This is a genomic window from Nocardia sp. CA-135953, assembly GCF_050955735.1.
Lineage (GTDB): Bacteria > Actinomycetota > Actinomycetes > Mycobacteriales > Mycobacteriaceae > Nocardia.
The window spans coordinates 2,978,575-3,004,750 of record NZ_CP192082.1 but is presented as its reverse complement, the minus strand read 5'-3'; the positions used below and the strand labels follow the sequence as shown (position 1 = coordinate 3,004,750).

Here is a 26,176-nt window from a genome sequence, read left to right as displayed (position 1 = left end):
CCTATCCAGCTCCGGCAGCTCGCCGAGCATAGTGATACGGCGGTCGAATTCGGCGTGGGCGACCACCATTCGACTACGTTCGGCGGAACCCCCGGGCCCGAGCAGAGATTCGGCGCTAGCTCGCACAGCCGGTCGAGGCGACGCTTGACGGCGGCTGCGGTGTCGTATCGGTGATTTCCGGCGCCCGGGCGGGCGGCGGCTTCGGGGCGGGCTCGGTATAGAGGCTCATGCCGGTGTACCGCTGGCCCTGCTCCAGGGAGATCCCGGTGATTTCTGCCTGGTGACCGTGGATATCGGTCACCTGCGCCGAGAACGGTCCCGACCCGGCGCCGCTGATCGTCCAGTAGTTGTCCATGCCGCGATCGAGCTCCTGCCACGGCCCGCCCATCCCGGACCGTAATGCCACCCGCTGGATGGGGTTGCCCGATCCGGTGACCAGCATTGCCAGCCAGGAGGCCGAGGAGTCCGGCTTCAGCTCGTAGATCAGCCCGGGTGCGGGAAGCGGATCGCGGACCAGCGAATAGCGCGGTGCGCACAGCACGCCGCTGGTGTGGCGGACCATGAAGGCGATCGCTTCCGGCATCGCCAGTGCGGCGGCGCGGACCAGATCGCCCGCGTTCTCCCGATCTTCGTCGTCGACGACCACGACCATGCCGCCCCCGGCCAGGGCGGCGAGCGCCGTTTCGACCGTGTCCAGCGAACGCTGCTGTGCGAATTCGATGCGCATATGACTAGTAGAAGTAGTTCTCTTAGTCGAGCGCCATCCCACTCAGTGAGCCGGATCAGGAAGCGCGGCGTCCCTTGCCCTTCGCGGACTTCTTCGGAGCGGTCTTTGTCGCGAGTTTATCGACGTCGGCGAGCAACGCCTCGGCGAAATCCCGCTCGGCCTCGTAATGCCGTATGCACCAGCGCAATACCGCGCCCGGATAGGCCCAGTCCGGATTCTCGTCGGCGCCCTCGGCATCGACCTCGGCGAGTTTGCGCATCCGCTCCGCGTATCCGATGTGCTCGGACAGAATTTCGCGCAATCGGTCCGGTTCGGCGAGATGCCCCAGCCAGGCGCGCAACATGACGCTGTGCTTGAGCACCGGCGCCTCCACCGGTGCGTGGTTCACCCACTGCGCCACCGCCGCGCGACCGCTCTCGGTGATGGCGTACATGCGCTTACCGCGCACGCCGTCGTCCTGCAGTACCGTGCGCGAGGTGGCGTAACCGTGTTTCTCGAGGCGTTTGAGCTCGGCGTAGATCTGACTGAACGACGGGCTCCAATAGAAGAATTGCAGGCTCCAGTCGGCCCATTTCTTCAGGTCGTAGCCGGACAGTTCGTCGGCGTGCGAGAGCATGCCGAGCACGACCCAACTCGTCGTCGGCAAGCCGGGAACTTCGGCGCTCGCCGGAGACTTCGCTTCGGTCACGATAGGACTATACCGCTTAGGCATATTTCGGGTGCAAACTCCCGCTGCGTGGGACACGCCCCGGTGATCGGGGCGCGAGTGCCGGGAGTAGTCTCGCCGCATGTCGCGCACGCGCATTATTCGGATCGGCACCCGATCCAGCCCGATGGCCCTGGCTCAGGCCGAGCAGGTCGCCGGATTGCTGGCCGGGTTCGGGGTCGAGAGCGAGCTGGTCAAGGTAACCACGGCGGGCGATCGGTGGATGGGTGATCTGTCCAAGCTCGGCGGCAAGGGCGCCTTCGTCAAGGAGATCGATCGAGCACTGCTCGATGACGAGGCAGATCTGGCGGTGCACTGCCTCAAGGACATTCCCGGTGACATTCCGGTACCGGAAGGGCTCGCCTTCGCCGGTTATCTGCCACGCGAGGACGTGCACGATGCGGTGATCACCCGAACCGGCGCGCCGCTGGCCGAACTCCCCGACGGCACGGTCGTCGGCACCAGTTCCGTGCGCCGGACCGCGCAGCTGCGGCTGCACTATCCGCATCTTGCGGTGAAACCATTGCGCGGCAACGTCAATACCCGATTGGCGCGCCTCGAAGAGGGCCATATCGATGTGCTGATCGCGGCCGTATCCGGGCTGCACCGCGTCGACCAGGCACACCGGATCACCGAAACTCTCGACCTGGACACCATGTGCCCGCCGATCGGGGCCGGCGTCATCGCATTGCAGTGCCGCGACGACGACACCCAACTCCTCGATCTCGGTGCGCGCCTGGACGATCCGGCCACCCACCGGCACGCGGATGCCGAGCGCGCGATGCTGCACGCACTGCAGGGCCACTGCAACTCCCCGATCGCCGGATACGCGACGACCGACCCCACCGGACGACTCACCTTGCACGGCAAGGTCTTCAACCTCGACGGCAGCCAGTGGCTGGACGCCAAACACTGGGGCGTCCCGGAGGACCCGAGTGCCCTCGGTTTCTTCGTCGGCGCGGACCTGCTGCGCCAGGGCGCACGCGCGATCATCGACTCGATCCCGCACTAGAACTGATTCGGGCCGTTCAGTCGGTGCAGCCGTTCATCATGGACAGCACACGCGGAGCATGACTTCGTCGGCACCGCCGCCGATACTCAACAGACCCGAATCACCGCCATCGAGGGTGGCGCGGAAACAGCGCCCGCCCTGCCTCGTGCGCAACCTCGACCAGCACCCGCGCCAAACGCGCGGTATCCAACGCCGTTCGATCCCCACCGATTCGACCGGACAGCGAGAGTGCACCGATGGCTGCTCCGCGCCCGCGAATCGGCAGCGCGACGCAGGAGATCCCGGTCACCGACTCCTCGTTGTCCACGGCAATTCCCTGCCGATGCCGGATGCGGGTCAGTTCACGGTGCAGTTCCGCCCGGTCGCATATGGTCCGCGGCGTCAGTTGCGGCAATCGGTCCCGGAAGGACGTCTCGATAATGCTCGGCTCCAGCGATGCCAGTATCGCCTTGCCGAGGGCGGTGCTGTGCGCGGGCATCCGGCCGCCGAGGCGGGTCGGGATGCTCGCGGTATAGCGGCCACCGGCCTTGTCCAGGTACAGCACCTCGCGTCCGTCGAGCACGCCGAGGTGGCCCACCATGCCGGTCCGCTGACACAGTTCGTGCAGCAGCGGGCTCACCACATCGCGAATCTCATTGTGATCGGCGGCGAGTCCGCCGAGTTCCAGCGGACGCAAGCCGAGGCGGTAGCCGCCGGGCGCGTGCGCCAACCAGCGCAGCCGGATCATCTGGTCCAGGATGCGGTGCACGGTGGACCGCGGCAGGCCGGTTCGCTCGGCCAATCCGAGCAGCGTCAGAGTCGGTGTCGAACCGTCGAAAGCGTCTAGGATCAGAGTCATTCGCTCGATCATGGAAACCGGCGGCTGCGCGGGCCGGGTGGTCGGACGACCCGGACCCGATAACAGCTCGTCGGATCCCGGACCGGTCAGCACCTCGACCGTCATGGCGCACCTCCATTGTGTAGCTCACACAGCTTAGAAGTACTTCGATTAGGCATGTCCGTTTTCGGCACACCTGTTTGTGTCCCCCATCACAGTGCCGTCACGCGGACGACGTCGAATCCACGGAAGGGGATTTCCGATGGCACTGCGCACCGAGTTCACCGACCTGTTCGACATCGAGCATCCCGTGGTGCTCGCACCGATGGGCGGCGTCGCGGGCGGTGAACTGGCCGCGGCGGTCTCCGAGGCCGGTGGACTCGGCCTGATCGGTGGGGGCGGCGGTGACGAGCGGCTACTCGATCAGGAATGTGCGTTGCTCGCCGCTCGCACCGAAAAGCCCTGGGGCATCGGCCTGTTGAGCTGGGCCGTCGATCTCGATACCGTACGAAGGACGGTGGCGCGCCGACCGCACGCGATCCTGCTGTCCTTCGGCGACCCCACTCCGTTTGCCGCCACGGTCCGGGAGTCCGGGATTCCGCTGCTGGTCCAGGTCACCACCACGGACGAGGCGGCCCGCGCCCTGGCGGCCGGGGCCGATGTGCTGATCGCGCAGGGTGCGGAGGCAGGCGGGCACGGCGGCGGGCGGGCGACGCTGCCGTTCGTACCCGCGGTCATCGATCTGGCGGCGGGTACGCCGGTGCTCGCCGCGGGTGGTATAGCCGATGGACGCGGACTCGCCGCCGCAGTCGTACTCGGTGCGGCGGGCGCGTTGATCGGTACTCGCTTCGAGGCGACACACGAATCGTTGCTCTCGGCCGAGGAAGCCAAGGCCATTATCGACGCACGCGGCGGCGATACCGAACGCAACCGCATCATCGATATCGCCCGCGAATCACCGTGGCCCGCCGAGTACACCGCACGCACCCTGCGCAACCGATTCCTCGACGAATGGGCCGGCCGGGAGACCGAACTCGCGGCCGATTCCCTTGCCCGGCAACGCTATCGGGCGGCGGCCGAGCAGGGCGATCTCGACTGTGCACCGATCTGGGCGGGTGAGAATATCGACCTGATCGGCAGTCTCGAATCCGCCGCTGATCTGGTGCGGCGCATCAGCGCCGACGCGGAAGCGGCATTGCGGCGAGCCGCGGCGCAATGCGACTAGTCGGCGTGTTCCTCGGTCAGGGCGCGGAGCAGTTCACGCGTGTAGCGCTCGGCCAGTAGCGGCAGGAAATTGTCGATGGTGGCGTGATCCGCGAGGTAGTCGTAAGCGGAATACAGCCACCGCTCGATGGCTTCGTCGCGGGTGTTGTCGAATTCACGCTCCAGACGGCGCGCGGCGGCCTTCAGCGCGTACTGCTGGTCGAGGGATGGTTCGTGGAGGGGCGGGTGCGTAACAGGACCTTTGGTCATTGCGGACTCCTGGTCGGTAACTTTCAGTGCAAAGGATGCGGTCGAAACCGCGTCCACTCGATCGAGTACCCGATGGGTCGACGGCGACACCCCGGATACGTCATGGACGCAGGCCCGGATGCCATCGCGATGGACATCGAAGTACCCGCGAGCCGGGTCGACGTACTCGAGGCATTGGCCAACCACGCCGCGACCGCTCGACGAAAGTAGAACAGGTTCTTGTCTGAAGCTCCGGCAAATGCCAAGCTGAACGGATGGATCTCGCCGCCATCGAAGCCGTCCGCCAGCTCAAGTACCGTTACTTCCGGACCCTCGATCTCAAACAATGGGACGACTTCGGAGATACCCTCGCCGTCGACGTCGCCGGCCGCTACGGCACCCACGCCCTCGGTGAACCACTGACCCTCGACGGTCGCGATGCCGTCACCGCATTCATGCGCGAGAACCTCGGCCCCTCCGTGGTCACCACGCACATCGCGAACCATCCGGAGATCACCGTGGACGGCGAAACGGCAACGGGCTCATGGGCTTTCGAGGACACCGTGATCGCCACCGAATACGGTGTCCTCATCCGCGGCGCAGGCTACTATTCCGACACCTATCGACTCGATCCGGACGGCCACTGGCGCATCACCTCGACCAGTTACCAGCGCATCTACGAATCGATGCAGGCCCTCGCCGACACCCCCAGCTACCAACTGCTGACGAATATGTGGGCGACACAGCAATAGGACAGGTTGCCGGATTCGAGGCCACTGGCCGTTTGGAGGAGGTAGGCGTGTTCACCTCCGCTCGGGCGGGCCTTCGGTTCTCGTTCCACCTCTACAACAGCGCCACTGACATGGACCGTGCCCTCGCCGCCCTCGCCCAGTAAAGCGGCACCCTGCCCCGCCCAGCTGCGCGCAGGTAGGCGACGCGATTCTCGGGCAACTACGCCGGGCGAGTAGCGGGTGCGGTGATCAGCGGGAGGTCGAGGGCTGTAAGGATGCCTGGTGGTGCCCGCACCACGGCCGGGACCGCGTTGACGATGCGCATCGCCGTCGCCAGCAGGGTCGCGTGGTTGTGGTCGCCATTGCGGCTCGAGGTGACCAGATCCATGGCGTAACTCGGTTCACCGGTGATCTCGACGCGATAGGAACCCTCGTGGTGCGCGGGCTGCGGCCAGTCGGGGCACAGGTCGGGACGCAGGCGCGTGACGTGCTCGAGCACGGTCACGGGCTCGTCGCCGACCATCCCGCGAACCTCGAAACGCAGTGCCGCGGCGGTACCTTCGGCGATATGGCCGGTGGCGATATCGAAGGACTCGGGAGCGGGGACGCGCTCGTAGGTCTGGGTAACCGCGTCGAGGGTGGCACCGATGCCCGCCGCCAACTGGCGCACGGTGCCGCCCCACGCGAGCGACAACACCCCGGGCTGCAACAACATCGGGATCTCGTCCAGCGGTTTGCCGAAGCCCATGATGTCGAACATGACCTCGCGGTTGTCGTAACTGGCGTAGTCGACGATTTCCAGACACCGCAGTTGGTCGATGCGCAGGCAGGTGCCCGCGAGCGCGAGCGGCAGCAGATCATTGGCGAAACCGGGATCGATACCATTGACCCACAGCGACGAATTGCCCTGCGCCGCGGCCTCTTGGATCGGCTTCAGCAATTCGTCGGGCAGCACGCCGTAGGGATACTGGAAGAACACCGGCGCGCACGCCACCACATTGATGCCCGCGCTGAGCAATCTGCGCAGATCTTCGACGGCCTCCAGCAGCCGATTGTCGGTCATCGAGCAGTAGACGACACAGTCGGGTTTCGCGGCCAGAATCGCCTCGGTATCCGTCGTCGCGGCCACACCGACCGGATCATCGAGTCCGGCAATGGTTCCCGCATCGAGCCCGTCCTTCTTCGGACCCGACACCCACACCCCGACCAGCTCGAGATCCGGATTCGCGATCACGCCCGCCAGCGCATGCGCACCGACATTTCCGGTGCCCCATTGGACTATGCGGAGGCTCATGACAGATCCGGAAGCGGGAGATCGAGATTCGGCGCGATCAGGCCGCCGTCGGGTTCGAGTATCTTGCCCGTGACGTACTTTCCGGCGGGCGACACCAGATACAGCGCGGCGGCGGCTATATCCTCGGGTTCGCCGATGCGGTGCAGCGGCGTCTTGGCCTCCAGCTCGGTGCGCATCGCGTCATTGCCCGCCACGATCTCCAGCGCCGAGGTGAGAATCGACCCGGGCGCAATGGCATTCACCCGGATGCGCGGATTCAGGTCCATCGCCGCCAACCGGGTGTAATGCGCCAGCGCCGCTTTCGCCGTTCCGTAGGAGACGAAGGCGCGGCCGGGTAGGCGGCCCATGGTCGAGGTGATATTGAGAATCGAACCGCCACCGGCGGTTTCGAGGATCTTCGGCACCGCCGAGCGAACCAGCGCATGCGCATTGGTCACGTTGAAGTTGAATGCCTCCACCAGCGCATCCGGCGTCGTATCGAGCAGCGGGCACGGCAGCGCGCCGCCGACATTGTTGACCACGATGTCGAGCCGCCCGAAGCGTTCGACGGCCGCGCCGGCCAGTCCGCCGGTCGCCTCGATATCGCTGAGATCCGCGGGCACCACGTGGGCCTGGCGGCCCACCGCCGCCACCTGCTCGGCGACCTCGTCCAGCTGACTCTTGGTGCGGGATGCGATGACGACATCCGCGCCCGCCTCCGCGAAAGCCACCGCGATCGCCGCGCCGAGGCCGCGCCCCGCACCGGTGACGACGGCGACCTGGCCGTCGATTCGGAATCTGTCCAGGATCATAAGAGCTCCAACTGTCGAATATTCGACGCTACACTGTCTTAATATTCGTCATCGTAGAGCTGTCCCACCGAGCCGCACAAGAGGTTGCACATGCCCGACCGGTCTCCGTCCCCGCCGACCCGCCGTGTCATCGATATCGTGTCGCTGCTCGCCGCTACGCCGGAGCCGATCAGCGTCGCGGGCATCGCGGACCGGCTCGATATCGCCCGCGCGACCGCGACGGCGATTCTGGCCGAACTGGAATCGGCGGGCTGGGTGCGACGCGACGCGAGCCGCGGATACAGTCTCGGTCCGACACTGGCGAATCTGCACGGTCCCGCACTTCCGCACGCACTCGGCGATATCCTCGCCGAACTCACCGTGCGGACCGGCTACGGCGCGACATTGAGTCGTATCGAGCCCGATCACCTGACCGTGCTCGATGTGCGCCACGGGCCCGAGCGCGTCGTCCCCGGTATCCCCGTCGGCCATCGCATCCCGATGCAATTTCCGGCGGGAGCGAGCGTGATGCCGTGGCGCTCGGCGGCCGAGCAGAACACCTGGCTCGCCACCGCACCCGACTCCGATCGCCGCGTCGCGAGCGGACTGCTCGCGCTCGTCCGTGATCGCGGCGTTGCCCTGTTCCGCCCGCGCACCGATGATGCGGGCACGGTCGAACTCCTCGCCGACCTACTGAGCGCGATGGGGACCGAACTCGTGCAGCCGCACCTGCGCACCCGGGCGCTGCGCCGCCTCGCATTTCTCACTTCGCGGCCGTTCACCAAGGCAGAGCTCGACTCCGATGCCGAACTCCCGCTGAGTTACCTCGCCGCACCGGTTTTCGATGCGAAAGGTGCGGCCGCGTACGAAGTCCAATCGGGACCACTGCGGGCATCGACCACGAAATCCGAGCGCGACGAATTCATTACCGCCACAGTCGATATCGCTCGGGCGTTGACCGAAGCGTTGGCTTCCTGAGCTATTTCGTCAAGGCATGAACCGCGCCCCGGTGCAGGGGCACCGGTGCGGCAATCGTCCCGGAATCGCGGCGAGCGACTGGTCATGCCGCTGCTTTATCCGGGGTTCGTGCCGACGGGCGGCGCTTCATGATCCAGCGCAGGAAGTCGACCCACGGCGATGGGCGGGCCGGGGTGACGGGCGGGTGGCCGAGGGAGACCGCGGTTCGGTCGAGCAGCGCCTCGATCATCGCGTCGTGGATCCAGCGGATGGCAAGGGGCCACAACAGGTGGCCGATTCCGCGCAGGCGGCAGTCGATCTCGTGGCGCAGGATGCTGCTCTCCGGCCACGGGCCGTCCAGCACGTCGAGGCTGTGCGTGCCGACCAGGAAGGATCCGGGGGCGACGGTGAACTCCACGCGGCGGCCCGGCACCCACTCGGTGCACCGATACCGGATGACGCCGTGTCCGCCGTCGGCCCCGACAGCGAGGGGCCGGTCGAGGACCAGCGCGGGCCAGCCGGGCGGCCACACCGGACTGTCCGGCTCGGCGGCCCTGGCGAGCAATGCGCCGAGTTGATCCGCGGGCACCGGGTACTCCCGCTGGTGGATATTTCGAACCATGACCAACCCTCCATTCGGTCCCGTATGGAACACTGCCCATACGGTAGCGTATGGAGGGTGACTCGCGAAGTTGTCCGAACCACACCGGCCGTTTATCCGGTTGCTACGACCGATTGCGCTGCCGCGCCCGGCTTTTACGCGCTTTCCGGCGGAGAAGCACAGCGGCTCGAGGTCGTTCGTCACCTCGGATCCAGTCTCACCGGGATCACCTACATTTTCGACGAACCGAGCGTCGGTATGCATCCGCGCGATATCGGCCGATTGAACAAGTTGCTGATTCAGTTGCGCGACAAGGGCAATACGGTGCTGGTGGTCGAACACTCCCCCGATGTCATCGCCGTCGCCGACGACATCGTGGATATGGGGCCTGGCGCGGGCGGGCACGGCGGCGAAATCGTCTTCACCGGAACACCTTCTGGCCTACTCGACGATCAGCGTTCCATCACAGCCGACTATCTGCGGCGCAGCGTCGCATGACGTGCCGCGATCCGTCGATCCGACCGAAGCGACCTCGCCGCGGCCTACGATGAATCTGTAAGTTCAATGCCGAGCTGAAAGCAGTCGTCACGGCCTGGCAGATGAAGGACGCGAGCACGGTGAACAATCATTCCGACAACACCTACGACGCAGCAGTTTTGGCGCGCCCGACCACACTGCACCACGGCGTCGCTTCCCTCGTCGAACGCATCGGCAACATCGCGCCCCGCCTCGTGCCGTACACCGATCGCCTGGCCCGCGCCGTCGAGCGGATGAACGGCGGCGACCACAGCTGGGTGGCTCGGCCGATCATGGACAGCTACCACACGGGGTGGTTCGAATTGCACGAAGACCTCATCGGTCTGTGCGGCCCGAGCCGCGCCGACGAGGCCGCCGCGGGCCGAGCCCACTAGCGCGATGTTCACCGACAGCACCCAGCGGCGATGGGTAGAGTTCGCCGAGATCGATAATGTCCGCGACCTCGGCGGGCTCCCGGTGATCGGCGGCGGTACAACCAGATTCGGCGTCGCCTACCGCTCCAGCACACCCCAGCATCTCACCGAGGACGACCTGGCCATCCTGACCGGACCGGTCGGCCTGCGCACGCTGATCGACCTACGCAACCCGGACGAGGTGCTGCGCGAGGGCTACGGCCGACTGACCGGCAGCGCGGCGGTGCGCATGGTCAATCTCCCGGTGCGCAAGGCGACGAACGTCGTCGCCACCCCCGCCGAGCTGGTTCCCGATGGCAGACAGTACGACCTGGTCGCGCTCTACCGCGAACTGCTCACCGGCAGTGGCGAATCCATCGTGGCGGCAGCCCGGCTCATCGCCGATGCCGAACGTCACTCGGTCGTCTTCCATTGCGCCGCAGGCAAAGACCGCACCGGCATCCTCGCGGCCATGGTGCTGGATGCGGTGGGTGTCCCGGCCGAGGCCATCGCCGCCGATTACGCACTGACCGGCGAACGCCTGGAACGCGTCCGCGAACGCTTGGACGCGCTGCCGTCCTATCACCGGCTGCCACCGGTCCGGACCGGCATCCTCGCGGTCGATCCGGATGTGATCATCCGGTTCCTCGACGAATTGCACACCGCCCAGGGCGGCGCGGGCGAATGGCTGCGCAGCAACGGACTATCCGGCGCAGAACTCGCCCAACTCCGCGCGGTCCTGGTGGACGCCGCGTAGTCCCCGCCGTGGCGACTGTTCATCCGGAATTACCGCCGAAGGTCCAGTATGGTCACCAGCGTGCACGACGATGTCGACTACACGAAGCTGGCCACCCCCGCTGAGAAGAAGAAGTACGCCAAGCAGAACAGCTTGATGTACGGCGGGCTGATCGCCATCGGCGTCATCATCCTGCAGGGTTTCCTCACGGCCTCGCCGCTGGGCGTGTCCGGTCGGATCTCCATGATCGCCTTCGCGATCTCGCTGCCACTGCTCGCGGTGCTGCTGATGCTCGACGAATGGCAGTCCGGCGAACAGGCGCCGAGCCCGAGCATGACCGATGATGCGGCCAAGGCCATCGCCCTGCTCAGCTCGCTCGTCGGCGTCGTCGCGGCATTCTGGCATATCGACTGGAGCGCGGGCGTCGCGGTGATCGCTGCCGGAGTGGTCGCGCTCGGGGTCTACGGAACGCATTTCAGCAGTACGAGCTTCAGCCAGGCGGTACCGCGGCGTAACCAGCAGCGGTCCGCCGCCTCCCAGGTCGCACCCGTGACGACAACGCCGCAGCCGACGGGGCCCCAACCGACGGCTTCGCAGCCGTTTGCCCCGCCACCAGCAGCTCAATCCAGTGCTCCCCGGCCGACAACGGACCAGCCTGAGACGCCCCGGACAGCAACCCCCGAGCCAACGACGCCCGAGTCCACAGCGCCGGAGTCATCGACACCGCAGACCACACCGCCCGAGGCAGCGGCACACGCGTCCGCAGCGTCCAAGCCGACAACGCCCGAGCCGACCGCACCCGAACCCACGGCGACCGAACACACAGCGCAGGAGTCGACGGCATCCCCGACCACACCGCCCGAGGCAGCGACACCCGCGTCCGCAGCATCCAAGCCGACAACGCCCGAGCCGACCGCACCCGAACCCACGGCGACCGAGCACACAGCGCAGGAGTCGACGGCATCCCCGACCACAGCGCCCGAAACAACGGCACCCGCGTCCGCAGCATCCAAGCCGACAACGCCCGAGCCGCCGGCGGGCAGTCGCGGCCTGCTCGCGCTCCCGTATTTCGCGGGTGAGCGCACACCGCTGTTCGATCCGGATGCCAGGGGCATAATCGCCGGCCTCAGCCTCGGACACGGGCGTGCCGAGCTGTACCGGGCAGTACTCGAAGGCATCGCCTACGGCGTGCGGCACAACCTCGAAGCCATGGCGGGCGGACAGGCCCCGCGACTGGTCGCCGTCGGCGGCGGGACCAAGGGTGGGCTCTGGACTCAGATCGTCAGCGATGTGACCGGCCTGCCGCAGCAACTACCGGCCGATACGGTCGGAGCCTGCCTCGGCGACGCGCTGCTCGCGGCGGAGGCCGTCGGCGTCGATACCGCGGACTGGAATCCGATCATCGGTACGGTGGAGCCCGATGCACATAGAGGCGCGACTTATGCGTCGTACTACGGCCGCTACCGCGCGTTGTACGAAGCCACCGCGGATATAGCGCATTTTCTGGCGGCGGAACAACACCGATCCGCTCACCTCCCGTAAGCCGCCGCCCATGCGAGGATGCGGGGGCATATTCGCGATCCGATCTGCTTCCAGCAGGAGTTGCACGTGACGATTCAGGCGCTCGGCTGGCACGACGACGGCACCTATCTGCCGCTGACGGAAGCCGATATCTCGACAACGGCGCTGTGGTACCAGAGCCGCCTAACCTCGGTCTAACTCGTCGTCATCCGGAAGTTCCATGGCGAGCAGCTCGTCCGCGCGGCTCAACGCGTCGTCGAACGCCGACTCGATGCCATCCATGACCGAAAGTCCATCCAGCAGACCGGACAACTCGCGTCGGGCGGCTTCCAATTCCGCGACCGCCGGATCAACGCGATACCACCCGACACTCGCACGCCACCAAGCATTTTCGTCTATCCACGCCCACATGACGTCGCGCACGAACCTGGCATCGGGGGTGTACATCTGGAAACACTCGTCCGATGCGGCTGCACGGTGCTCGAGTTCGTACACGCCGTCGGGCAGCAGGCGTGCCTGGATGTAGGCGTGCTCGCCGCGTTCGACCACGATCGCCGGATATTTCGGATCGGGTGGTTCGCGCAGTAGATCGTCGAGCAGCGGATCCGTCAGGGCGGGCAGTGTTGTTCCGTCGCCCGTGCGGACGTGCACCTCGGCGTGCCGGTCCGGGTCGTCGTTCACCGCGACAGTCTGCCTCATCCGAAAATGCGCGCGAAATGCGGCGCAGCGGCGGGGGTCGGGTGCAAGGTAGTGCTATGCGCGCCGTCGTGATCGAGACGCCTGGGAATGTCGCCGTGCAGAACGTGCCGGATCCGACGCCGGAGCCCGGCGAAGTCGTCGTGCGGGTGGATGCGGTGGGGATCTGCGGCACCGATGTGCACATTGCCGATGGCGAATTCCCGCCCACGCCGTATCCGATCGTGCCAGGTCACGAGTTCGCCGGTTCGGTGGTGGCGCTGGGCTCGGGCGTCGATGGTGTGCGGATCGGCGACTCTGTCGCGGTGGATCCGTCGTTGTTCTGCGGGGCGTGTCATTACTGCGCGATCGGGCGCGGGAATCTGTGCGAACGGTGGGGCGCGATCGGCGACACCGTCGACGGCGGCATGGCCGAATACGTCGCGGTGCCTGCCGCGAACTGCTATCGGCTGCCCGAGACGCTGTCGACCGCGCACGGCGCGCTCGTCGAGCCGTTGTCGTGTGCGGTACACGCGTTCGACGTGCTACCGCGTGCGCTGGGCGCGCACTATCTGCTGTACGGCGCGGGCACCATGGGCCTGCTGATGTTGCAACTGGCGCGGGTCGCGGGAGCCGCATCGGTGTCGGTGGTCGACATCAATACCGCGCGACTCGCGGTGGCCGTCGACCTCGGCGCGGATGCCACCGCCACAACCGCCGACGAATTCGACCGACCGCAGGGTTGGGAGGTGGTGATCGACTGTACGGGCGCGATCGCCGCCATCGAGGACGGACTCGGCCGGGTGCGCCGGGGCGGGGTGTTCCAGCAGTTCGGGGTGGCGCCGGGCGCGGCGACCGCGTCGATCTCACCGTTCCGGATCTACAACGACGAGATCACCATTGTCGGCTCGATGGCCGTACTGCACAGTTTCGGCCGTGCGGTGGAACTCATGGGCAAGGGCGTGATCGATGCGAACACCATGATTACCCACGGCTTCGGATTGGCCGAATTCCCCGATGCGCTAAAGACTTTCCGAGCAGGTACCGGCCGCAAGATCCAGCTCAGGCCGGATGCCTGATGGCCACCGTCGCGGGAGTGGACAGCTCCACCCAGTCGTGCAAGGTCGTGCTGTGCGATGCCGATACGGGCGAAATTCTGGACGAAGCGCGGGCCCCGCACCCGGACAGCACCGCGGTACCCGCCGAATCCTGGTGGCAGGCACTGTGTTCGGCGGGCGACGGGTTGTTGGATCGGGCCGATGCGGTCGCGATCGCGGGCCAGCAGCACGGGTTGGTCGCGTTGGACACAGAGGGTCATCCGGTCCGGGATGCGTTGCTGTGGAACGATATCCGATCCGCCGCGGCGGCCGAGGAGTTGATCACCGAACTCGGTGGCCCGCAAATATGGGCCGATGCCGTCGGCAGTGTGCCACTGGCGGCATTCACCGTCGCCAAGTTGCGGTGGCTGGCCGATCATGAACCCGAACATGCCGACCGCACACACCGGGTACTGCTTCCGCACGACTATCTGACCTGGCGATTGCGGGGTGGGCCGTCCGATCACACCGTCGAACCGACCACCGATCGCGGCGACGCTTCGGGCACCGGCTACTGGTCCCCCGCGACCGGCCGGTACCGCAAAGACCTACTGGCCCACGCGTTCCGCGGTCGGAACCCGGAATTGCCCCGCGTCGCCGGACCCGCCGAAGCGGTCGGCCGCACACCCACGGGCGCACTCGTCGCGGCCGGCACCGGCGATAATGCCGGCGCCGCACTGGGTTTGGGCATCGCAGACGGTGACGTCGTCATCTCACTCGGCACCAGCGGCACCGTCTACACCCGTGCTGCCGCGCCGAGCGCCGATGCCACCGGAGCCATTGCCGGATTCGCCGACGCGACCGGCGCATTCCTGCCACTGGCCTGCACTCTCAACGCCGCCCGCGTATTGGACGCCACTGCCGCACTGCTCAGCGTCGACCTCATCGGCCTGGAAACCCTTGCGCGCCAGGCACCACCGGGTTGCGATGGCGTAGTCATGCTTCCCTACCTCTCCGGCGAACGCACCCCGAACCTGCCACACGCCACGGGAAGTCTGCACGGTCTGCGACCGGAAACCTTGCGCCCCAGCCACCTTGCGCGCGCCGCCGTCGAGGGCATGCTCTGCAATATGGCCGACGCGCTCGACCATCTGCGCACCTCCGGAATCCCGATCCACCGTGTGCTGCTCATCGGCGGTGCCGCCCGCTCCGCCTTGGTCGCCGAACTCGCCGCCCAGATCTTCGGGCTCACGGTCACGGTCCCGGAGTCGAACGAGTACGTCGCGCTCGGTGCCGCCCGGCAGGCGGCTTGGGCCCTGGGCGGCACCGCACAGCCGCCGAACTGGCCCGCACGCACCATCGCCGAGATCCGCGCACCCAGCGACGGTGGGGCGATCGGGCGGCGGATCCGGACAGCGTACGAGAACGCACGGCATGCCCTCTACGCTCGATGAATACGGTGCCCTACGACCCACCGGTGGACGTATTCACTCGGCATGCACGATATCGGCGTCGGCAGGGTTCGCCGGATTCGAGTGGATCCGCCCGGCGCACGCACGCTCCAGGTGCGCTACCTGACATCCCCACCCCAATCGCAGCCCCGCGCTGGCACCGAACTGGACAAACGATCACGTGGAAAGCACGGTGGGAAGCTTCCGCCACCAGTGCCACTTGATCTTCAGGGCATCGGTGACCGCACGACGCTGGGGGCGCTGAAGGCGAAGATGCTGACCTGACACTGAGGTTGTGCCGGTGTCATCGCGAAGGTGGCACCGGCTCCGTGAATCGCTCGGCCGCATCGCCGCGCAGACTTCCCGCGGGTAGCGTCCGGCCGCACAACACCAGCAGCAGATCCTGGGCCGAACCCGCGAGCACCGAACCCGAGCCGTAGGTGAAATCGAGATCATCGGCCCGCAGCTCGATCCCGTCCAGGTCGACGCCGAAGAAGTTGACACTCTTCGGCGAGAGCGCCCCGAGCACCATTCGCATGCGTTCGGCCGGGACGACGCGATCGAGTCCGAGCGCGACGGTGATATCCAACCCGTGGATGACATCATGACTCAGCGCACCCGCGTACCCGCCACCCGGCGGCTTCCACGGATGATCCACATTGTCGCGCACCGCGGCGACCAGATCCTCGGCTGTCAGCACCGCCGCATCCGATCGCGCACTCCTATCCGCCATCTTGTCGAAATTCCCACGCGCCTTGAGCATTTCGAGTGCGATCCGCGGCATGGACATCCGAAACGGCATGGTGATATGGGCAACCACCTCCCGCACCCGCCATCCGGCACACAACGTCGGCTCATCCCACCGCTCAGCCGCCAGCCCAGCCAACAGTTCCGCCAACTCACCCCGCTCCGCCTCGATCGCCGCCCGCACCTCGGTCTCCGTCATCCCATCTCCTCACCCATAGCCGCCCCTCCACTACCTCCGACGAACCCCTCCCCCCGAATTCATCGGTCGCCCCGGAAATCAATCAAGATCAGGTGGCACTGGTGGCGCGGACTACTCGCGTTTCGCCGCCATGGTTTCCCCGTGATCGCCTGGCCAACCGAGGGCGCGGAGCGGTGTTTCCCAAGGGTGGCAAGGGAATGACTTTGCGTGGTGGGGGGTTGGCGGCGACCATGCAGGTTCGCTGCTCTTCGGCGGATCGTGCGGGAAGGTGAGACGGATGCGGCTGATCATGATCGATGGTGAGGCCGATGGCGGCGACGCCCTGGCACAGGGGCTCGAACTGCACGGTCATCAGGTGGAGCGCAAGCATCGCGGGGCCGATCTGCTCTTGGCGCACCACGGCTATCACGCCGTTATCCTCGACATGGGCCTGCCGGATATGGACGGGTTGCAGGTGTTGCGCAAACTGCGCGAGGTCAGCTCGGTGCCGGTGGTGATTCTCGGCGAGCACGCCGATGAGCGTTCGATTGTGCTCGGGCTGCACAGCGGCGCCGACGACTATGTCGTCAAACCCGCGCGCATCGGTGAGCTGGCCGCACGGCTGGAGGCCGTCACGCGCCGGGTCGGCGTTGCCAGCGCCGCCCGGGGCAAAACGGTGACCAGCGAAGATGTTCGCGTCGATCTCGCGGCGCGGCGAGTCGAGGTGGCCGGGGAACTGGTCCCGCTCACCCGGCTGGAGTTCGAGTTGCTGCGGGTCCTGGCCGAGCGGCCCGGAATCGCGGTCAGCCGTGAGCAATTGATGGACTGCGTCTGGGGCGACTCGATGCTGGCCGTATCGCGGAAACTGTATGTGCATATGGCCTCGCTGCGCGCGAAGTTGGACCGCCCCGGGCTGATCACGAATATCCGTGGCTACGGCTATCGGTGGGGTCCGGACCCGTACGAGACCACCGCCGAATCGAATTTGCTGCACGCGGTATAGACACCACCTCCGAGCGTTCCGAACGCGGTATAGACACCACCTCCGAGCGTTCCGATCACCGGGACTTCTCCCCGACGCGACGCCACGGCCGCCATAGCGTCACAACTATGGCGTCGTCCGGCACACCGGTCGCGAGAGCATAGGAGGACTCCCGTCATGGCCGATCGGCAGCGACCATGCCCAGTGGGCATTCCTGGGCGCACTGGCCCCGGACGAGCACGGCAATCCCAAGGACTATCTGACAATCCTGGTGCCGCGCAACGACTATCGCATCGATGACGTCTGGCACGTGGTCGGCCTGTCCGCACCGGCAGCAACGATATCGTCATCGAGAAGGCCTTCGTGCCGCGGTCATCGACTTCCTGAACTCCGGCCTGTAGCGCCGATGCCGACGCGACACAGGCATCACTATGTCCAGCCGATGTCGCATTAATTCGCGAGATCCGGGCGCGGTTCGGAGTTACAGTCGGCCGGTGATGTGGACCGCACCCGAGATCACCAGAACCAAGCCGCCGCTGGTCGCCGACGAGCGGACCATGCTGCGGACCTGGCTGGACCTGCACCGCCGCACCCTGCTGTGGAAATGCGCCGGGCTCGAGGCCGAGCAGCTGAAGCGGCGCTGCGTCGCACCCTCGACGCTGTCGCTGCTCGGCATGGTCCGCCACCTCGCCGAATGCGAACGCGGCTGGTTCCGCATCGCCACCTGCGGCGAACCGCTGGATTACCTGTACTGCGGCGAAGACAACCCGAACGGCGATTTCGACGATATCGCCAATGCCGATGCCGCCGCGGATCTGGCGACGCTGCACGCGGAGATCAAGTCGGCCGACGCCGCCGTCGCGGACCTATCCCTGGACCACGTCTTCACTCACCGCGGCATCGAATTCAGCCTGCGCTGGGTCTATCTGCACATGATCGAGGAATACGCACGACACAACGGCCACGCCGACTTCCTACGCGAACGCATCGACGGCGCGACCGGCGACTGACGGCAGATCTGCTTCCGGCTGACCCACGCGGCGATCTGAGTCCGCGAGGTGAAGCCCAATTTGGTGAGAATATGGTCGACGTCGGCCGCTGGACCGCGCGCCGCCGTGCGGGCCTGGCCCGCGTAACGAATCCGGGTTTCCGGAAGAATCTTCCGAGAGAATGTCGATTCGAGCCGATGCCGTTCGATGCGTTGAGTGAGGGTCGGACAAGCCGACCACCGAACCGAGGATGGCCAGATGCGACACATGATGCTGATCCGAGTCGATCCGACGAATGCGCCGGTTCCCGACGAGGCGCTGATCGAGCAGGTCAACAAGGTGATCGAGGAGATGACCAAGGCCGGGGTGCTGTTGGACACCGCCGGTCTGCATTCGATCACCGAGGCCACGAAGATCACCCAGACCGGCGGCAAGCAGACCGTGCTCGATGGTCCGTTCACCGAGTCGAAGGAGGTCATCGGCGGGTACTGCCTATTGCAGACGAAAACGAAGCAGGAGGCGGTGGAATGGACCTCGCGCTTCCTGAGCGTGCACGGGCCGGAGTGGGATATCGAGATCGAGATTCGCCAGGTCGTCGAGGGCTGACAGATAGATGAGCCGGTCGCCCGAGCAGATCCGCGATGCCGTCGAAACCGTGTGGCGAATGGAATGGCCACGCCTGATAGCCGGGCTGACCCGGATCGTCGGCGATATCGACGCCGCCGAGGAACTCGCGCAGGACGCGCTCGTCGCCGCCCTGGAGCAGTGGCCGCACGACGGTGTGCCGCCGAATCCGGGCGGCTGGCTCATGCTCACCGCGAAACATCGGGCGATCGATCGGGTGCGCCGCAATCAGAACCTCGCGCGAAAGCTGACGCTGGTCGGTCATGAACTTCGGACCGGTCCGGAGCCCGAGGCGGCGGAGGATATCGAAGACGATCTGCTGCGCATGATCTTCACGGCCTGTCATCCGGTGCTGTCGCAACCGGCCCGGGTGGCATTGACGCTGCGGTTGCTCGGCGGATTGACCACCGAGGAGATCGCCCGGGCCTTCGTCGTACCGGAATCGACTGTCGCCCAACGCATTGTGCGGGCCAAACGCACCATCGCCGCTCGGCGGGTGCCATATGCGGTACCACACGGTGACGAGCTGACAAGGCGTTTGGATTCGGTGTTGGAGGTCGTCTACCTGATCTTCAACGAAGGCTATTCGGCGACGGCGGGCGATGATTGGATCCGGGTCGAATTGTGCGAGGACGCCTTGCGCTTGGCCCGGATGCTGGCGAATCTGCTGCCCGACGAACCGGAAACACACGGCCTCGCCGCACTGTTGGAATTGCAGGCATCGCGCTCGGCCGCACGGATGAGCCCCACGAAAACCGTTGTCCTGCTGGCGGATCAGGAGCGTTCCCGGTGGGATCAGCTGCTGATCCGACGCGGTTTCGCCGCACTCGGCCGCTCCCATGAGGTCAGCCGCAGTCGCGGGATACGGCCGGGCCGCTATGCGCTGCAAGCCGCGATCGCCACCCTGCACGCCATGGCTCCGAGCGCCGAGGAGACCGACTGGCGGCGCATCGCGGGCCTGTATGCGGTTCTCGCCGAACGCTTTCCGTCCCCGATCGTCGAATTGAATCGAGCCGTCGCGGTCGGCATGGTGCACGGACCCGCCGCGGGTCTCGAACTCGTCGACGCACTCGTCGCCACCGGCACATTGGACAACTATCACCTGCTTCCCGCTATCCGCGGCGACCTGCTCGACCAGCTCGGTCGACCCGACGAAGCGCGTGCCGAATTCGCCCGCGCGGCGGAGCTGACCGGGAACAATGCCGAACAGGCGCTACTACAGGACCGCATGGCCGGATTTGATTCCTCCCCGCTCTCAGGCTGAGGGACGGGATTCCTGGCTCATGCTGCCCGATCGCTCGGCGAACGCTCGGGTCTCAGGCAGTCGACATCAGCAGGGACGAAACAAGCCCTGTTCAACAGCACCTGTGCGGAGTTCTTGTCCCTGGGAGACGTATATCCGCAATCCGCACAACGATAGGTGCGTTCGGACAACAGGAGGCGATGCTCGGCCATCATCCGGCCAGCCTCGCCGCCGCCTGCTTCCGGACGCCATTGCGGCACACCGTCTTTGATGATGGAGTTACTCCCCGGCGACGAGTTCGGGGGTGAGTTTGTCGAGGGCGTCGATCACCTCGGCGGCCAGGGCCAGGGCGTCCGGGGCGGGTGGGTATTCCGGGCGCGGGGCCGCGATAACGCGCATCCCCGCGGCATGCGCCGCCCGCAGTCCGTTGCTCGAATCCTCGACAGCCGCGCATTCGGTGGACTTGTGCCGCAGGAAGGCGGCCGTCGCCACGTACACATCGGGGGCGGGCTTACCTCGATCGACCTCCTCGGTCGAGAAGGTGACGCCGAAGAATTCGATCAGACCGGTGCGGCCGAGCACGGTGTCGATCAGGCTCCGTGGCGACGAACTGGCGACCGCGAGCGGCCAGTGTTCGCTGATGCGCTGCACCGCCTCGACCGCCCCCGGCAGCAGCGGCACCGATTGCTCGTACTGCTGCGCCATGCGATCGATCACATCGTTGGCCACGGTATCCGGCGGCGCACCCACGCCGAGTTCACCGCTGAGATAGTCCGACCACTCCCCCGTACTCATGCCCATCAGCCGCTGCTGCGTATCGGGTAGCCAGCGCCCGCCCCGCTCCGCCACATACGCGCGGCGCACCTGCTCCCACACCGGCTCCGAGTCGATCAGAACACCGTCCATATCGAAGACAACAGCCGCAATGTGCATATGGGACAAAGCCTTTCGCCGGGCAACACCGTTCGGCGACGACCCGATGGCCGACCCATCGACCCGCCCCGCGGTGGGGGTTTCGGAAGACCTGATGAAGAACGACTACCCACACTAGGCCAGGCAACCCTGCCGTCGCATCCCACCACCATTTCACCGCCCCATTCGGCGGCGTCGCCCGATTCCAGCACATCACGCGGCCCCGCCGAACGAGCATTCGACCGGCAACCGATAACGTGTGCTCATGAACGAAGAGCAGGTCGGCAACTCGCTGCCGAGCGAGGAGCACCACGAGGGCGGGTTCCGGCCGATGTCGGAGCTGGTCGAGCTGGACGACCTGGATATTTCGCGCGGCGGCCCGCACTACGGCGCATTCATCGAAGAGGTGCGCAGTCTGATGGATCGGGCCCGGCTGGCCTGCCCCACCGATGAGCTCGCGCTGGAGACGATCGGCGTCCTCAAACAGCTCAACGACAGGCTGGACGCCGCGATCGTCGACGAATGGTCCGCGCCGACCTGGACCCGGGCCGACCTGCCGTCCCGCGGCAATATCACCCTCCCACCGTTCGTCGTCGACAAGGTGAGCCGCGACGGCGTCGATGCCCGCATCACCTTCCGCACCTTCCACCTCGGCGGCAATAGGGCCGCCCACGGCGGACAGGTCGCGGTCGCGTTCGACGACCTGCTCGGTATGGCCGCGGCAGTGCACGCGGGCGAGGTGACCCGCACCGCATCGCTGACCATCGACTACCGCTCCATCACCCCGCTCAACACCGAACTGCGGGTGCATGCGTGGACCGAACGGCAGGAGGGCCGCAAGGTCTACGTCCGGGCCACCCTGCACGACGGCGAACGCCTCTGCGCCGAGGCCCAGGGGCTGTTCATCGTGCTCGAACCGGGACAGCAGTGAGTGCCGAGATCAGGTGATCGCACCTGATCTCGGATGCCCCTAGCTCGTCGGGAAGTGTTTGTCGCGGTATTCGGCGAAGCGGTCGTCGACCCGATCCGCAGTGAGGCCGAAGTCCTCGAGCGTGTAGCGGTGCACCGGACGGGCCGCGCCCGAGGTGCTTTCCGCATGCAATGCCGTCATCGCCGCTTCGGCCTCGGAGCTCAGGGCGATATCGAAGTGCCGGTAGATCGATCCGACGACGCCGATCGGGTCGGCGAGGAAATCGTCGTAGTACACATCGCAGAACTGAGCGGCATTGTGCCGCTTGCGATCCGCGAGGAACTTATCCGCTCCCCTGGCCCACAGATCCAACTGCGCGGCACCGACGACCGGACCGCGGAACTTCTCCGACCACCCCGCCGACGCCTGCTCGTTGAGACTGCACACCGAGGCGATGATGGTGCGCGGATCCCGGTGCATCTGGATCACCAGCGCATCCGGATACACCTCGAAGATCGCGTCCAGCGCGAACAGATGGCTCGGGTTCTTCAATACCCACCGCCGGTCGGTATCGGGCATGCCGATCAACTGCAGGTTGCGCCGATGCCTGCGATAGGCATCGGTCCAATCCTGTTCGCGCAACCATTCGGAATAGCCGGGCAGATAGCCGAGGCATTCGTAGGACACCGACATCAGTGACTGCCGCAGCAGCTGCCAGCACTCCTCCACCTGGTCCGCCGAAATATGGTGCACGCCCATGAATTCCGGATGCTCCACGTGATGCTGCTCGAATGCCGCCTCGATCCGCTGATACACCGGATTGTCCGGCCAGGTCTCGCGCGGCGGTCGCGGCTGCGGCATCTCGGTGAGCCACATTTCCAGGCCCTGATGCGCCGGATCCGCATTGAGCAGCCGGTGCACCGCCGTGGTACCCGAACGCGGCAGGCCGGTCACGAAGATCGGGCGCTCGATCGCGACCTCGGCATGTTCCGGAAAGCGTTGCCACGCAGCCTCACTCAGCAACCGCGCAACCAGCGCACCGCGCAGGAAGGCCCGGTTGACCTTATTGCCGAAGGGCGTCAGTTCGGCTTCCTTGGCATAGGACTCGAGCAGCACGGCGAGCCCCTCGCGGTAGCCACCGTCGCCGAAGTCGGTCAATCCGACGACCTTGGTCGCCGAGGCGTGCAGATCGTCGATGGTGCCGACGTCGTCTCTGCCGATCACGGTCATCTCCTAGTGGTGGTATTCGCCGCCGTTGACATCCAGGCACGCGCCGGTGATCGCCCGCGCCAGATGCGAGGCGAAGAAGACCACGGCGTCGGCGATCTCGTCGGGTTCGGGCAGCTTGCGCAGATCGATGGTTTCGGCCGTTTCGGCGTACACCTCTTCGGGGGTGATCCCGCGCTGCTTGGCCTGATAGTTGAAGTACCACTTCAAGTTGTCGGCCCAGATATAGCCGGGCGCAATGGTATTCACCCGAATACCCTTGGGCCCGAGTTCGGTGGCCAGGCTCTGCGCCAGCGCGAGCAGACTCGCCTTGGCCATCTTGTACGGCCCGAAGGTGCGCCGCGAATGGCGCAGCACCGCCGAATTGATCATGACCACCGAGCCCTTGGACTCGCTGAGCGCGGGCACGAACAGACGCGTCAGCCGCAGTGCGGCAAGCACATTCGTCTCGAAACCGGCGCGCACATCATCGAGGTCGACGTCGGCCAGATCGGTGATCGGCGGAATCGCGAAGGCATTGTTCACCAGGGTGTCGACATGACCGAAGGCGCTCTGTGCCGTCTCGACCAGATTCGTCACGGCCGCTTCATCATTGATATCGGTAGGCACCACCACCGCGCGCCTGCCGAGTTCGGTGATCTCCTTGCCCACCTCGGTCAGCCGCGATTCGGTCCGCGACGCCAGCACCACATCGGCACCGGCGCGCGCACTCTGCACCGCGATGGCCCGGCCGAGCCCCGGACCGACTCCGGAGACGACGACTACTTTGTCCTGCAACAACATCAGCCGAGCATCCTTTCCGCCACGGCAACCTGACGCGCCGCGATCCGGGCCTTCCACTCGTCGGAGGTGACCCGAGCTTCCTGGTAGTACGGCAGCCGCTCGGGCAATTCGGCGACCGATACCACCTCCACCCTCGGCCCGTCCTCGGGCTTCAGATCCCGCGACAGCTGTTGCCAGCGGAACTGCAGGTACCCGCGGGCATGCCCGGTGCGCTCGATCCAGTTGGTCAGTCCGGGGTCGCGCTCGCTGATGACCAGCCGGATCATCCCGTCCGGATCCACGCGCGCCTGGTCTGCGGTAAGGCTGGTCTGGTGGTTGATGTAGTCCAGCGACAGGTACCACATGCTGCCGAGTTGGAAACCCTGGTAGGGCGCATCCGATTTCGGCACGGTGAGAATCATCGCTTGATCGTCGTCGAGTTCGTAATGACCGACGGAGGAGAACTGGGTGGTGAGCCCGCCCGGAGTGGAGCGCGGTTCGGTCATCGTGTTGACCGGCAGGTTGAGATAGAACCACTTCGGGAACGCCAGGAAGGTATTCAGCCGCGAGACCAGCATTTTCCCGGCGATGTCGTACCGCTTGCTCATCAGGTCCCTGGTCGGCGGCGGCGGTGCGTCGCCGATCCGGTCCACCCGCTGGATGCGGATCGTGCCGGACTTCTCGGTGGCCCAGTCGCTGTATACCTCACGCACCACCAGCATGGCCGAGTCTGGCGCGAGATGAACATAGCCGCGGCGCGCCTCGCCCGGCCCGAGACGGAGCTCGTAGGACCCGTCGGCCGCGATATCGAGGGCGCGGGCGTCGAAGGCGGTCTCGCTATCGGGGACGTCCACCGGCGAGTAGTTGCCGTTGAGCACCTGGAAGCTGAGGTCACGAGTGGTGCCGCGGGTTCCGGTCACCACATACTCGGCGTCGGGGCGCAGATACGAATGGAAGTAGAGGGTGTCCGGGTTGTCCAGAGCCATCTTCGTATACGGGCCGGTGGACATGACGAAGAACGGAAAGTCCCGCTCGAAGGCCCACGCCATCTGGATGGAGGCGCGAATACTGCCCGCGAGGTAGTCGTAGCCCTCGACGAGGTCCTGATCGGTTCGAATATGCGGTGCGCCGGTGATGATTTCCTCGGCGGCGGCGATGGCTTCCGCGAACGGCTGTGTCAGCAAGAGGCTTCTCCGAAGTAGCTGTTCCAAATATGTACCACTCTGGTACATTTCGATAAGAGTCAGATTAGAACCTGTTCTAGGAGTTGTCCATGGTTGCCCGCAGATCCGCCCCGACCGCACGGGTGGTCCAAGTGCTGGATTTCTTCGTCGAGCGGCGCGGCAAACGCTTCGGACTTTCCGAACTGGCCCGCGAACTCGATCTGGCCAAACCGACCTGCCTGGGCATCCTCACCGAACTGACCGCGGGCGGCTATCTCATACGTGACGCGAACACCCGCACCTATGGCCTCGGACCCGCACTTATCGCCGCGGGCCGGGTCGCGCAGGACAGCTTCGCGATCGCCTCCATCGCGCGCGCCGAGCTGGAGAAACTCACCACGCTCTACCGCACCACCTGCACCGCATCGGCCGTGGTCGGCGAGCAGATCATGGTGCTGGAGAGCACCGGTCCGGGCCTGGTCAAGGTGGGTGCGGCCTACCATTTCGCACCGCCGGTGGGTCTGATGTACGTGCTCTGGGATACCGACGCGGCCTTCGACGCGTGGTTGCGCAAGCCGCCGACGGTGCCGCTGCGCCAGGACGAGGCCCGGCTGCGCCGGATCGTCGCGGAGTGCCGCGAGCGCGGCTACCTGGTCGAAAGCCTGACCGCGGCCGGGCGGCGACTGTACGCTTTGCTGGCCGGGGTCGCGGCCAGCGACCTGCCCAATGAGGTGCGCGAACTCGTCGGCGAACTGGTGACCAGCCTCGGGGAGCGGGTCTATCTCGGCACCGATCTGCGCCCGCGCAAGGAACATCCGGTCAGCCTGCTCGCGGCGCCCACCTACGGCGGCGACGGCAGGCAGAACATGGTGCTGACCATGTACGTCGGAGCCTCCATCACCGGTGCCGAGATCGACCGTCGCGGAACCGCACTCGTGGCGGCCGCGGATCGGGTGACCGCCGAATCCGGGGGTCACAAGCCGGATTCGAACCATTGACCAATGACCGGAACGTGTTCTAGTT

Annotated in this window: 29 protein-coding genes and 1 pseudogene; 17 read left to right on the top strand and 13 right to left on the bottom strand. The window is 66.2% G+C overall.

The window, feature by feature from the left end:
• Positions 1-115 precede the first annotated feature (115 nt).
• Together ACQPXH_RS13765 and ACQPXH_RS13760 are read right to left on the bottom strand one after the other, a co-directional pair.
• Positions 116-727, bottom strand: coding sequence for a 3,4-dihydroxy-2-butanone-4-phosphate synthase (locus ACQPXH_RS13765; RefSeq protein WP_433602734.1), 612 nt, complete (start codon positions 725-727; stop codon positions 116-118).
• Positions 728-782: 55 nt separating this feature from the next.
• Positions 783-1,415: a PadR family transcriptional regulator gene (locus tag ACQPXH_RS13760; RefSeq protein ID WP_433602733.1), complete on the bottom strand. Its 633-nt coding sequence runs from the start codon at positions 1,413-1,415 to the stop codon at positions 783-785.
• A gap of 100 nt (positions 1,416-1,515) precedes the next feature.
• Between ACQPXH_RS13760 and hemC the strand changes: the two genes are divergently transcribed.
• Positions 1,516-2,445 carry a hydroxymethylbilane synthase gene (gene hemC, locus ACQPXH_RS13755; RefSeq protein WP_433602732.1) on the top strand — a complete coding sequence of 310 codons (930 nt, stop codon included), beginning with the start codon at positions 1,516-1,518 and terminating at the stop codon, positions 2,443-2,445.
• 100 nt (positions 2,446-2,545) lie between these two features.
• Here hemC and ACQPXH_RS13750 read toward each other — a convergent pair whose 3' ends face one another.
• Complete coding sequence (locus tag ACQPXH_RS13750) at positions 2,546-3,283, bottom strand: IclR family transcriptional regulator (protein WP_433602731.1); 738 nt, start codon at positions 3,281-3,283, stop codon at positions 2,546-2,548.
• Between the two features lie 241 nt (positions 3,284-3,524).
• On the opposite strand from ACQPXH_RS13750, the gene ACQPXH_RS13745 reads away from it, so the two are divergent.
• Positions 3,525-4,487: an NAD(P)H-dependent flavin oxidoreductase gene (locus tag ACQPXH_RS13745; protein ID WP_433602729.1), complete on the top strand. Its 963-nt coding sequence runs from the start codon at positions 3,525-3,527 to the stop codon at positions 4,485-4,487.
• Here the strand turns inward: ACQPXH_RS13745 and ACQPXH_RS13740 are convergent.
• Positions 4,484-4,735: a three-helix bundle dimerization domain-containing protein gene (locus ACQPXH_RS13740; protein ID WP_433602728.1), complete on the bottom strand. Its 252-nt coding sequence runs from the start codon at positions 4,733-4,735 to the stop codon at positions 4,484-4,486. The two genes, ACQPXH_RS13745 and ACQPXH_RS13740, sit on opposite strands and share 4 nt — an antisense overlap.
• A 254-nt stretch (positions 4,736-4,989) precedes the next feature.
• Between ACQPXH_RS13740 and ACQPXH_RS13735 the strand changes: the two genes are divergently transcribed.
• Complete coding sequence (locus tag ACQPXH_RS13735; RefSeq protein WP_433602727.1) at positions 4,990-5,466, top strand: nuclear transport factor 2 family protein; 477 nt, start codon at positions 4,990-4,992, stop codon at positions 5,464-5,466.
• 199 nt (positions 5,467-5,665) lie between these two features.
• Here ACQPXH_RS13735 and ACQPXH_RS13730 read toward each other — a convergent pair whose 3' ends face one another.
• Entirely contained in the window at positions 5,666-6,739 is a 1,074-nt protein-coding gene (locus ACQPXH_RS13730) for an NAD(P)H-dependent amine dehydrogenase family protein (RefSeq protein WP_433602726.1), read from the bottom strand.
• Entirely contained in the window at positions 6,736-7,530 is a 795-nt protein-coding gene (locus ACQPXH_RS13725) for an SDR family oxidoreductase (RefSeq protein ID WP_433602725.1), read from the bottom strand. Before ACQPXH_RS13725 ends, ACQPXH_RS13730 begins: the two co-directional genes overlap by 4 nt.
• A gap of 90 nt (positions 7,531-7,620) precedes the next feature.
• Here ACQPXH_RS13725 and ACQPXH_RS13720 point away from each other — a divergent pair, with 90 nt between their 5' ends.
• A complete protein-coding gene (locus ACQPXH_RS13720) occupies positions 7,621-8,487 on the top strand; it encodes a helix-turn-helix domain-containing protein (protein WP_433602724.1) in 867 nt (288 codons plus the stop codon).
• 82 nt (positions 8,488-8,569) lie between these two features.
• Here the strand turns inward: ACQPXH_RS13720 and ACQPXH_RS13715 are convergent, their stop codons facing one another.
• The gene (locus ACQPXH_RS13715) at positions 8,570-9,088 is read right to left on the bottom strand and encodes a hypothetical protein (protein WP_433602723.1); all 519 of its coding nucleotides are present in this window, start codon (positions 9,086-9,088) and stop codon (positions 8,570-8,572) included.
• Positions 9,089-9,200: 112 nt separating this feature from the next.
• On the opposite strand from ACQPXH_RS13715, the pseudogene ACQPXH_RS13710 reads away from it, so the two are divergent.
• The 5 genes and pseudogenes from ACQPXH_RS13710 to ACQPXH_RS13690 form a co-directional block, all read left to right on the top strand.
• Positions 9,201-9,511: pseudogene (locus ACQPXH_RS13710) on the top strand (excinuclease ABC subunit UvrA); the annotation flags it as partial.
• Between the two features lie 173 nt (positions 9,512-9,684).
• Positions 9,685-9,978 carry a hypothetical protein gene (locus ACQPXH_RS13705; protein ID WP_433602722.1) on the top strand — a complete coding sequence of 98 codons (294 nt, stop codon included), beginning with the start codon at positions 9,685-9,687 and terminating at the stop codon, positions 9,976-9,978.
• 4 nt (positions 9,979-9,982) lie between these two features.
• Entirely contained in the window at positions 9,983-10,753 is a 771-nt protein-coding gene (locus tag ACQPXH_RS13700; RefSeq protein ID WP_433602721.1) for a tyrosine-protein phosphatase, read from the top strand.
• Between the two features lie 48 nt (positions 10,754-10,801).
• Positions 10,802-12,274, top strand: a complete 1,473-nt coding sequence (locus tag ACQPXH_RS13695) for an FGGY-family carbohydrate kinase (RefSeq protein WP_433602720.1) — start codon at positions 10,802-10,804, stop codon at positions 12,272-12,274.
• A gap of 18 nt (positions 12,275-12,292) precedes the next feature.
• Positions 12,293-12,451 (top strand): DUF2961 domain-containing protein, encoded by a 159-nt coding sequence (locus tag ACQPXH_RS13690; protein ID WP_433602719.1) that lies wholly within the window; start codon positions 12,293-12,295, stop codon positions 12,449-12,451.
• Here ACQPXH_RS13690 and ACQPXH_RS13685 read toward each other — a convergent pair.
• Positions 12,437-12,952, bottom strand: a complete 516-nt coding sequence (locus ACQPXH_RS13685) for a hypothetical protein (protein WP_433602718.1) — start codon at positions 12,950-12,952, stop codon at positions 12,437-12,439. The two genes, ACQPXH_RS13690 and ACQPXH_RS13685, sit on opposite strands and share 15 nt — an antisense overlap.
• A 56-nt stretch (positions 12,953-13,008) precedes the next feature.
• Between ACQPXH_RS13685 and ACQPXH_RS13680 the strand changes: the two genes are divergently transcribed.
• Together ACQPXH_RS13680 and xylB are read left to right on the top strand one after the other, a co-directional pair.
• Positions 13,009-14,007, top strand: coding sequence for a zinc-dependent alcohol dehydrogenase family protein (locus ACQPXH_RS13680; RefSeq protein WP_433602717.1), 999 nt, complete (start codon positions 13,009-13,011; stop codon positions 14,005-14,007).
• Positions 14,007-15,419 (top strand): xylulokinase, encoded by a 1,413-nt coding sequence (gene xylB, locus ACQPXH_RS13675; protein ID WP_433602716.1) that lies wholly within the window; start codon positions 14,007-14,009, stop codon positions 15,417-15,419. Before ACQPXH_RS13680 ends, xylB begins: the two co-directional genes overlap by 1 nt.
• Positions 15,420-15,720: 301 nt before the next feature.
• Here the strand turns inward: xylB and ACQPXH_RS13670 are convergent, their stop codons facing one another.
• Positions 15,721-16,362 (bottom strand): maleylpyruvate isomerase family mycothiol-dependent enzyme, encoded by a 642-nt coding sequence (locus ACQPXH_RS13670; RefSeq protein ID WP_433602715.1) that lies wholly within the window; start codon positions 16,360-16,362, stop codon positions 15,721-15,723.
• A gap of 277 nt (positions 16,363-16,639) precedes the next feature.
• On the opposite strand from ACQPXH_RS13670, the gene ACQPXH_RS13665 reads away from it, so the two are divergent.
• From ACQPXH_RS13665 to ACQPXH_RS13650, 4 genes are all read left to right on the top strand, one after another.
• A complete protein-coding gene (locus ACQPXH_RS13665) occupies positions 16,640-17,344 on the top strand; it encodes a response regulator transcription factor (RefSeq protein ID WP_387292560.1) in 705 nt (234 codons plus the stop codon).
• A 476-nt stretch (positions 17,345-17,820) separates the two neighbouring features.
• Entirely contained in the window at positions 17,821-18,333 is a 513-nt protein-coding gene (locus tag ACQPXH_RS13660; protein ID WP_433603441.1) for a DinB family protein, read from the top strand.
• Between the two features lie 237 nt (positions 18,334-18,570).
• The gene (locus ACQPXH_RS13655) at positions 18,571-18,918 is read left to right on the top strand and encodes a YciI family protein (protein WP_433602714.1); all 348 of its coding nucleotides are present in this window, start codon (positions 18,571-18,573) and stop codon (positions 18,916-18,918) included.
• A 7-nt stretch (positions 18,919-18,925) separates the two neighbouring features.
• On the top strand, positions 18,926-20,200 hold the full coding sequence (locus ACQPXH_RS13650; RefSeq protein ID WP_433602713.1) for an RNA polymerase sigma factor: 1,275 nt from the start codon (positions 18,926-18,928) through the stop codon (positions 20,198-20,200).
• Between the two features lie 258 nt (positions 20,201-20,458).
• Here the strand turns inward: ACQPXH_RS13650 and ACQPXH_RS13645 are convergent, their stop codons facing one another.
• Entirely contained in the window at positions 20,459-21,112 is a 654-nt protein-coding gene (locus ACQPXH_RS13645) for an HAD family hydrolase (protein ID WP_433602712.1), read from the bottom strand.
• 244 nt (positions 21,113-21,356) lie between these two features.
• Here ACQPXH_RS13645 and ACQPXH_RS13640 point away from each other — a divergent pair, with 244 nt between their 5' ends.
• Positions 21,357-22,022: a PaaI family thioesterase gene (locus ACQPXH_RS13640; protein WP_433602710.1), complete on the top strand. Its 666-nt coding sequence runs from the start codon at positions 21,357-21,359 to the stop codon at positions 22,020-22,022.
• Positions 22,023-22,061: 39 nt separating this feature from the next.
• Here ACQPXH_RS13640 and ACQPXH_RS13635 read toward each other — a convergent pair whose 3' ends face one another.
• The 3 genes from ACQPXH_RS13635 to ACQPXH_RS13625 are packed head-to-tail and all read right to left on the bottom strand — an operon-like array spanning position 22,062 to position 25,174.
• Complete coding sequence (locus ACQPXH_RS13635; protein WP_433602709.1) at positions 22,062-23,225, bottom strand: sulfotransferase family protein; 1,164 nt, start codon at positions 23,223-23,225, stop codon at positions 22,062-22,064.
• A gap of 9 nt (positions 23,226-23,234) precedes the next feature.
• Positions 23,235-24,011, bottom strand: coding sequence for an SDR family oxidoreductase (locus ACQPXH_RS13630; protein ID WP_433602708.1), 777 nt, complete (start codon positions 24,009-24,011; stop codon positions 23,235-23,237).
• Positions 24,011-25,174: a hypothetical protein gene (locus ACQPXH_RS13625; RefSeq protein WP_433602707.1), complete on the bottom strand. Its 1,164-nt coding sequence runs from the start codon at positions 25,172-25,174 to the stop codon at positions 24,011-24,013. Before ACQPXH_RS13625 ends, ACQPXH_RS13630 begins: the two co-directional genes overlap by 1 nt.
• An 89-nt stretch (positions 25,175-25,263) precedes the next feature.
• Between ACQPXH_RS13625 and ACQPXH_RS13620 the strand changes: the two genes are divergently transcribed.
• Entirely contained in the window at positions 25,264-26,151 is an 888-nt protein-coding gene (locus ACQPXH_RS13620; RefSeq protein ID WP_433602706.1) for a helix-turn-helix domain-containing protein, read from the top strand.
• The last annotated feature ends 25 nt before the right edge of the window (positions 26,152-26,176 follow it).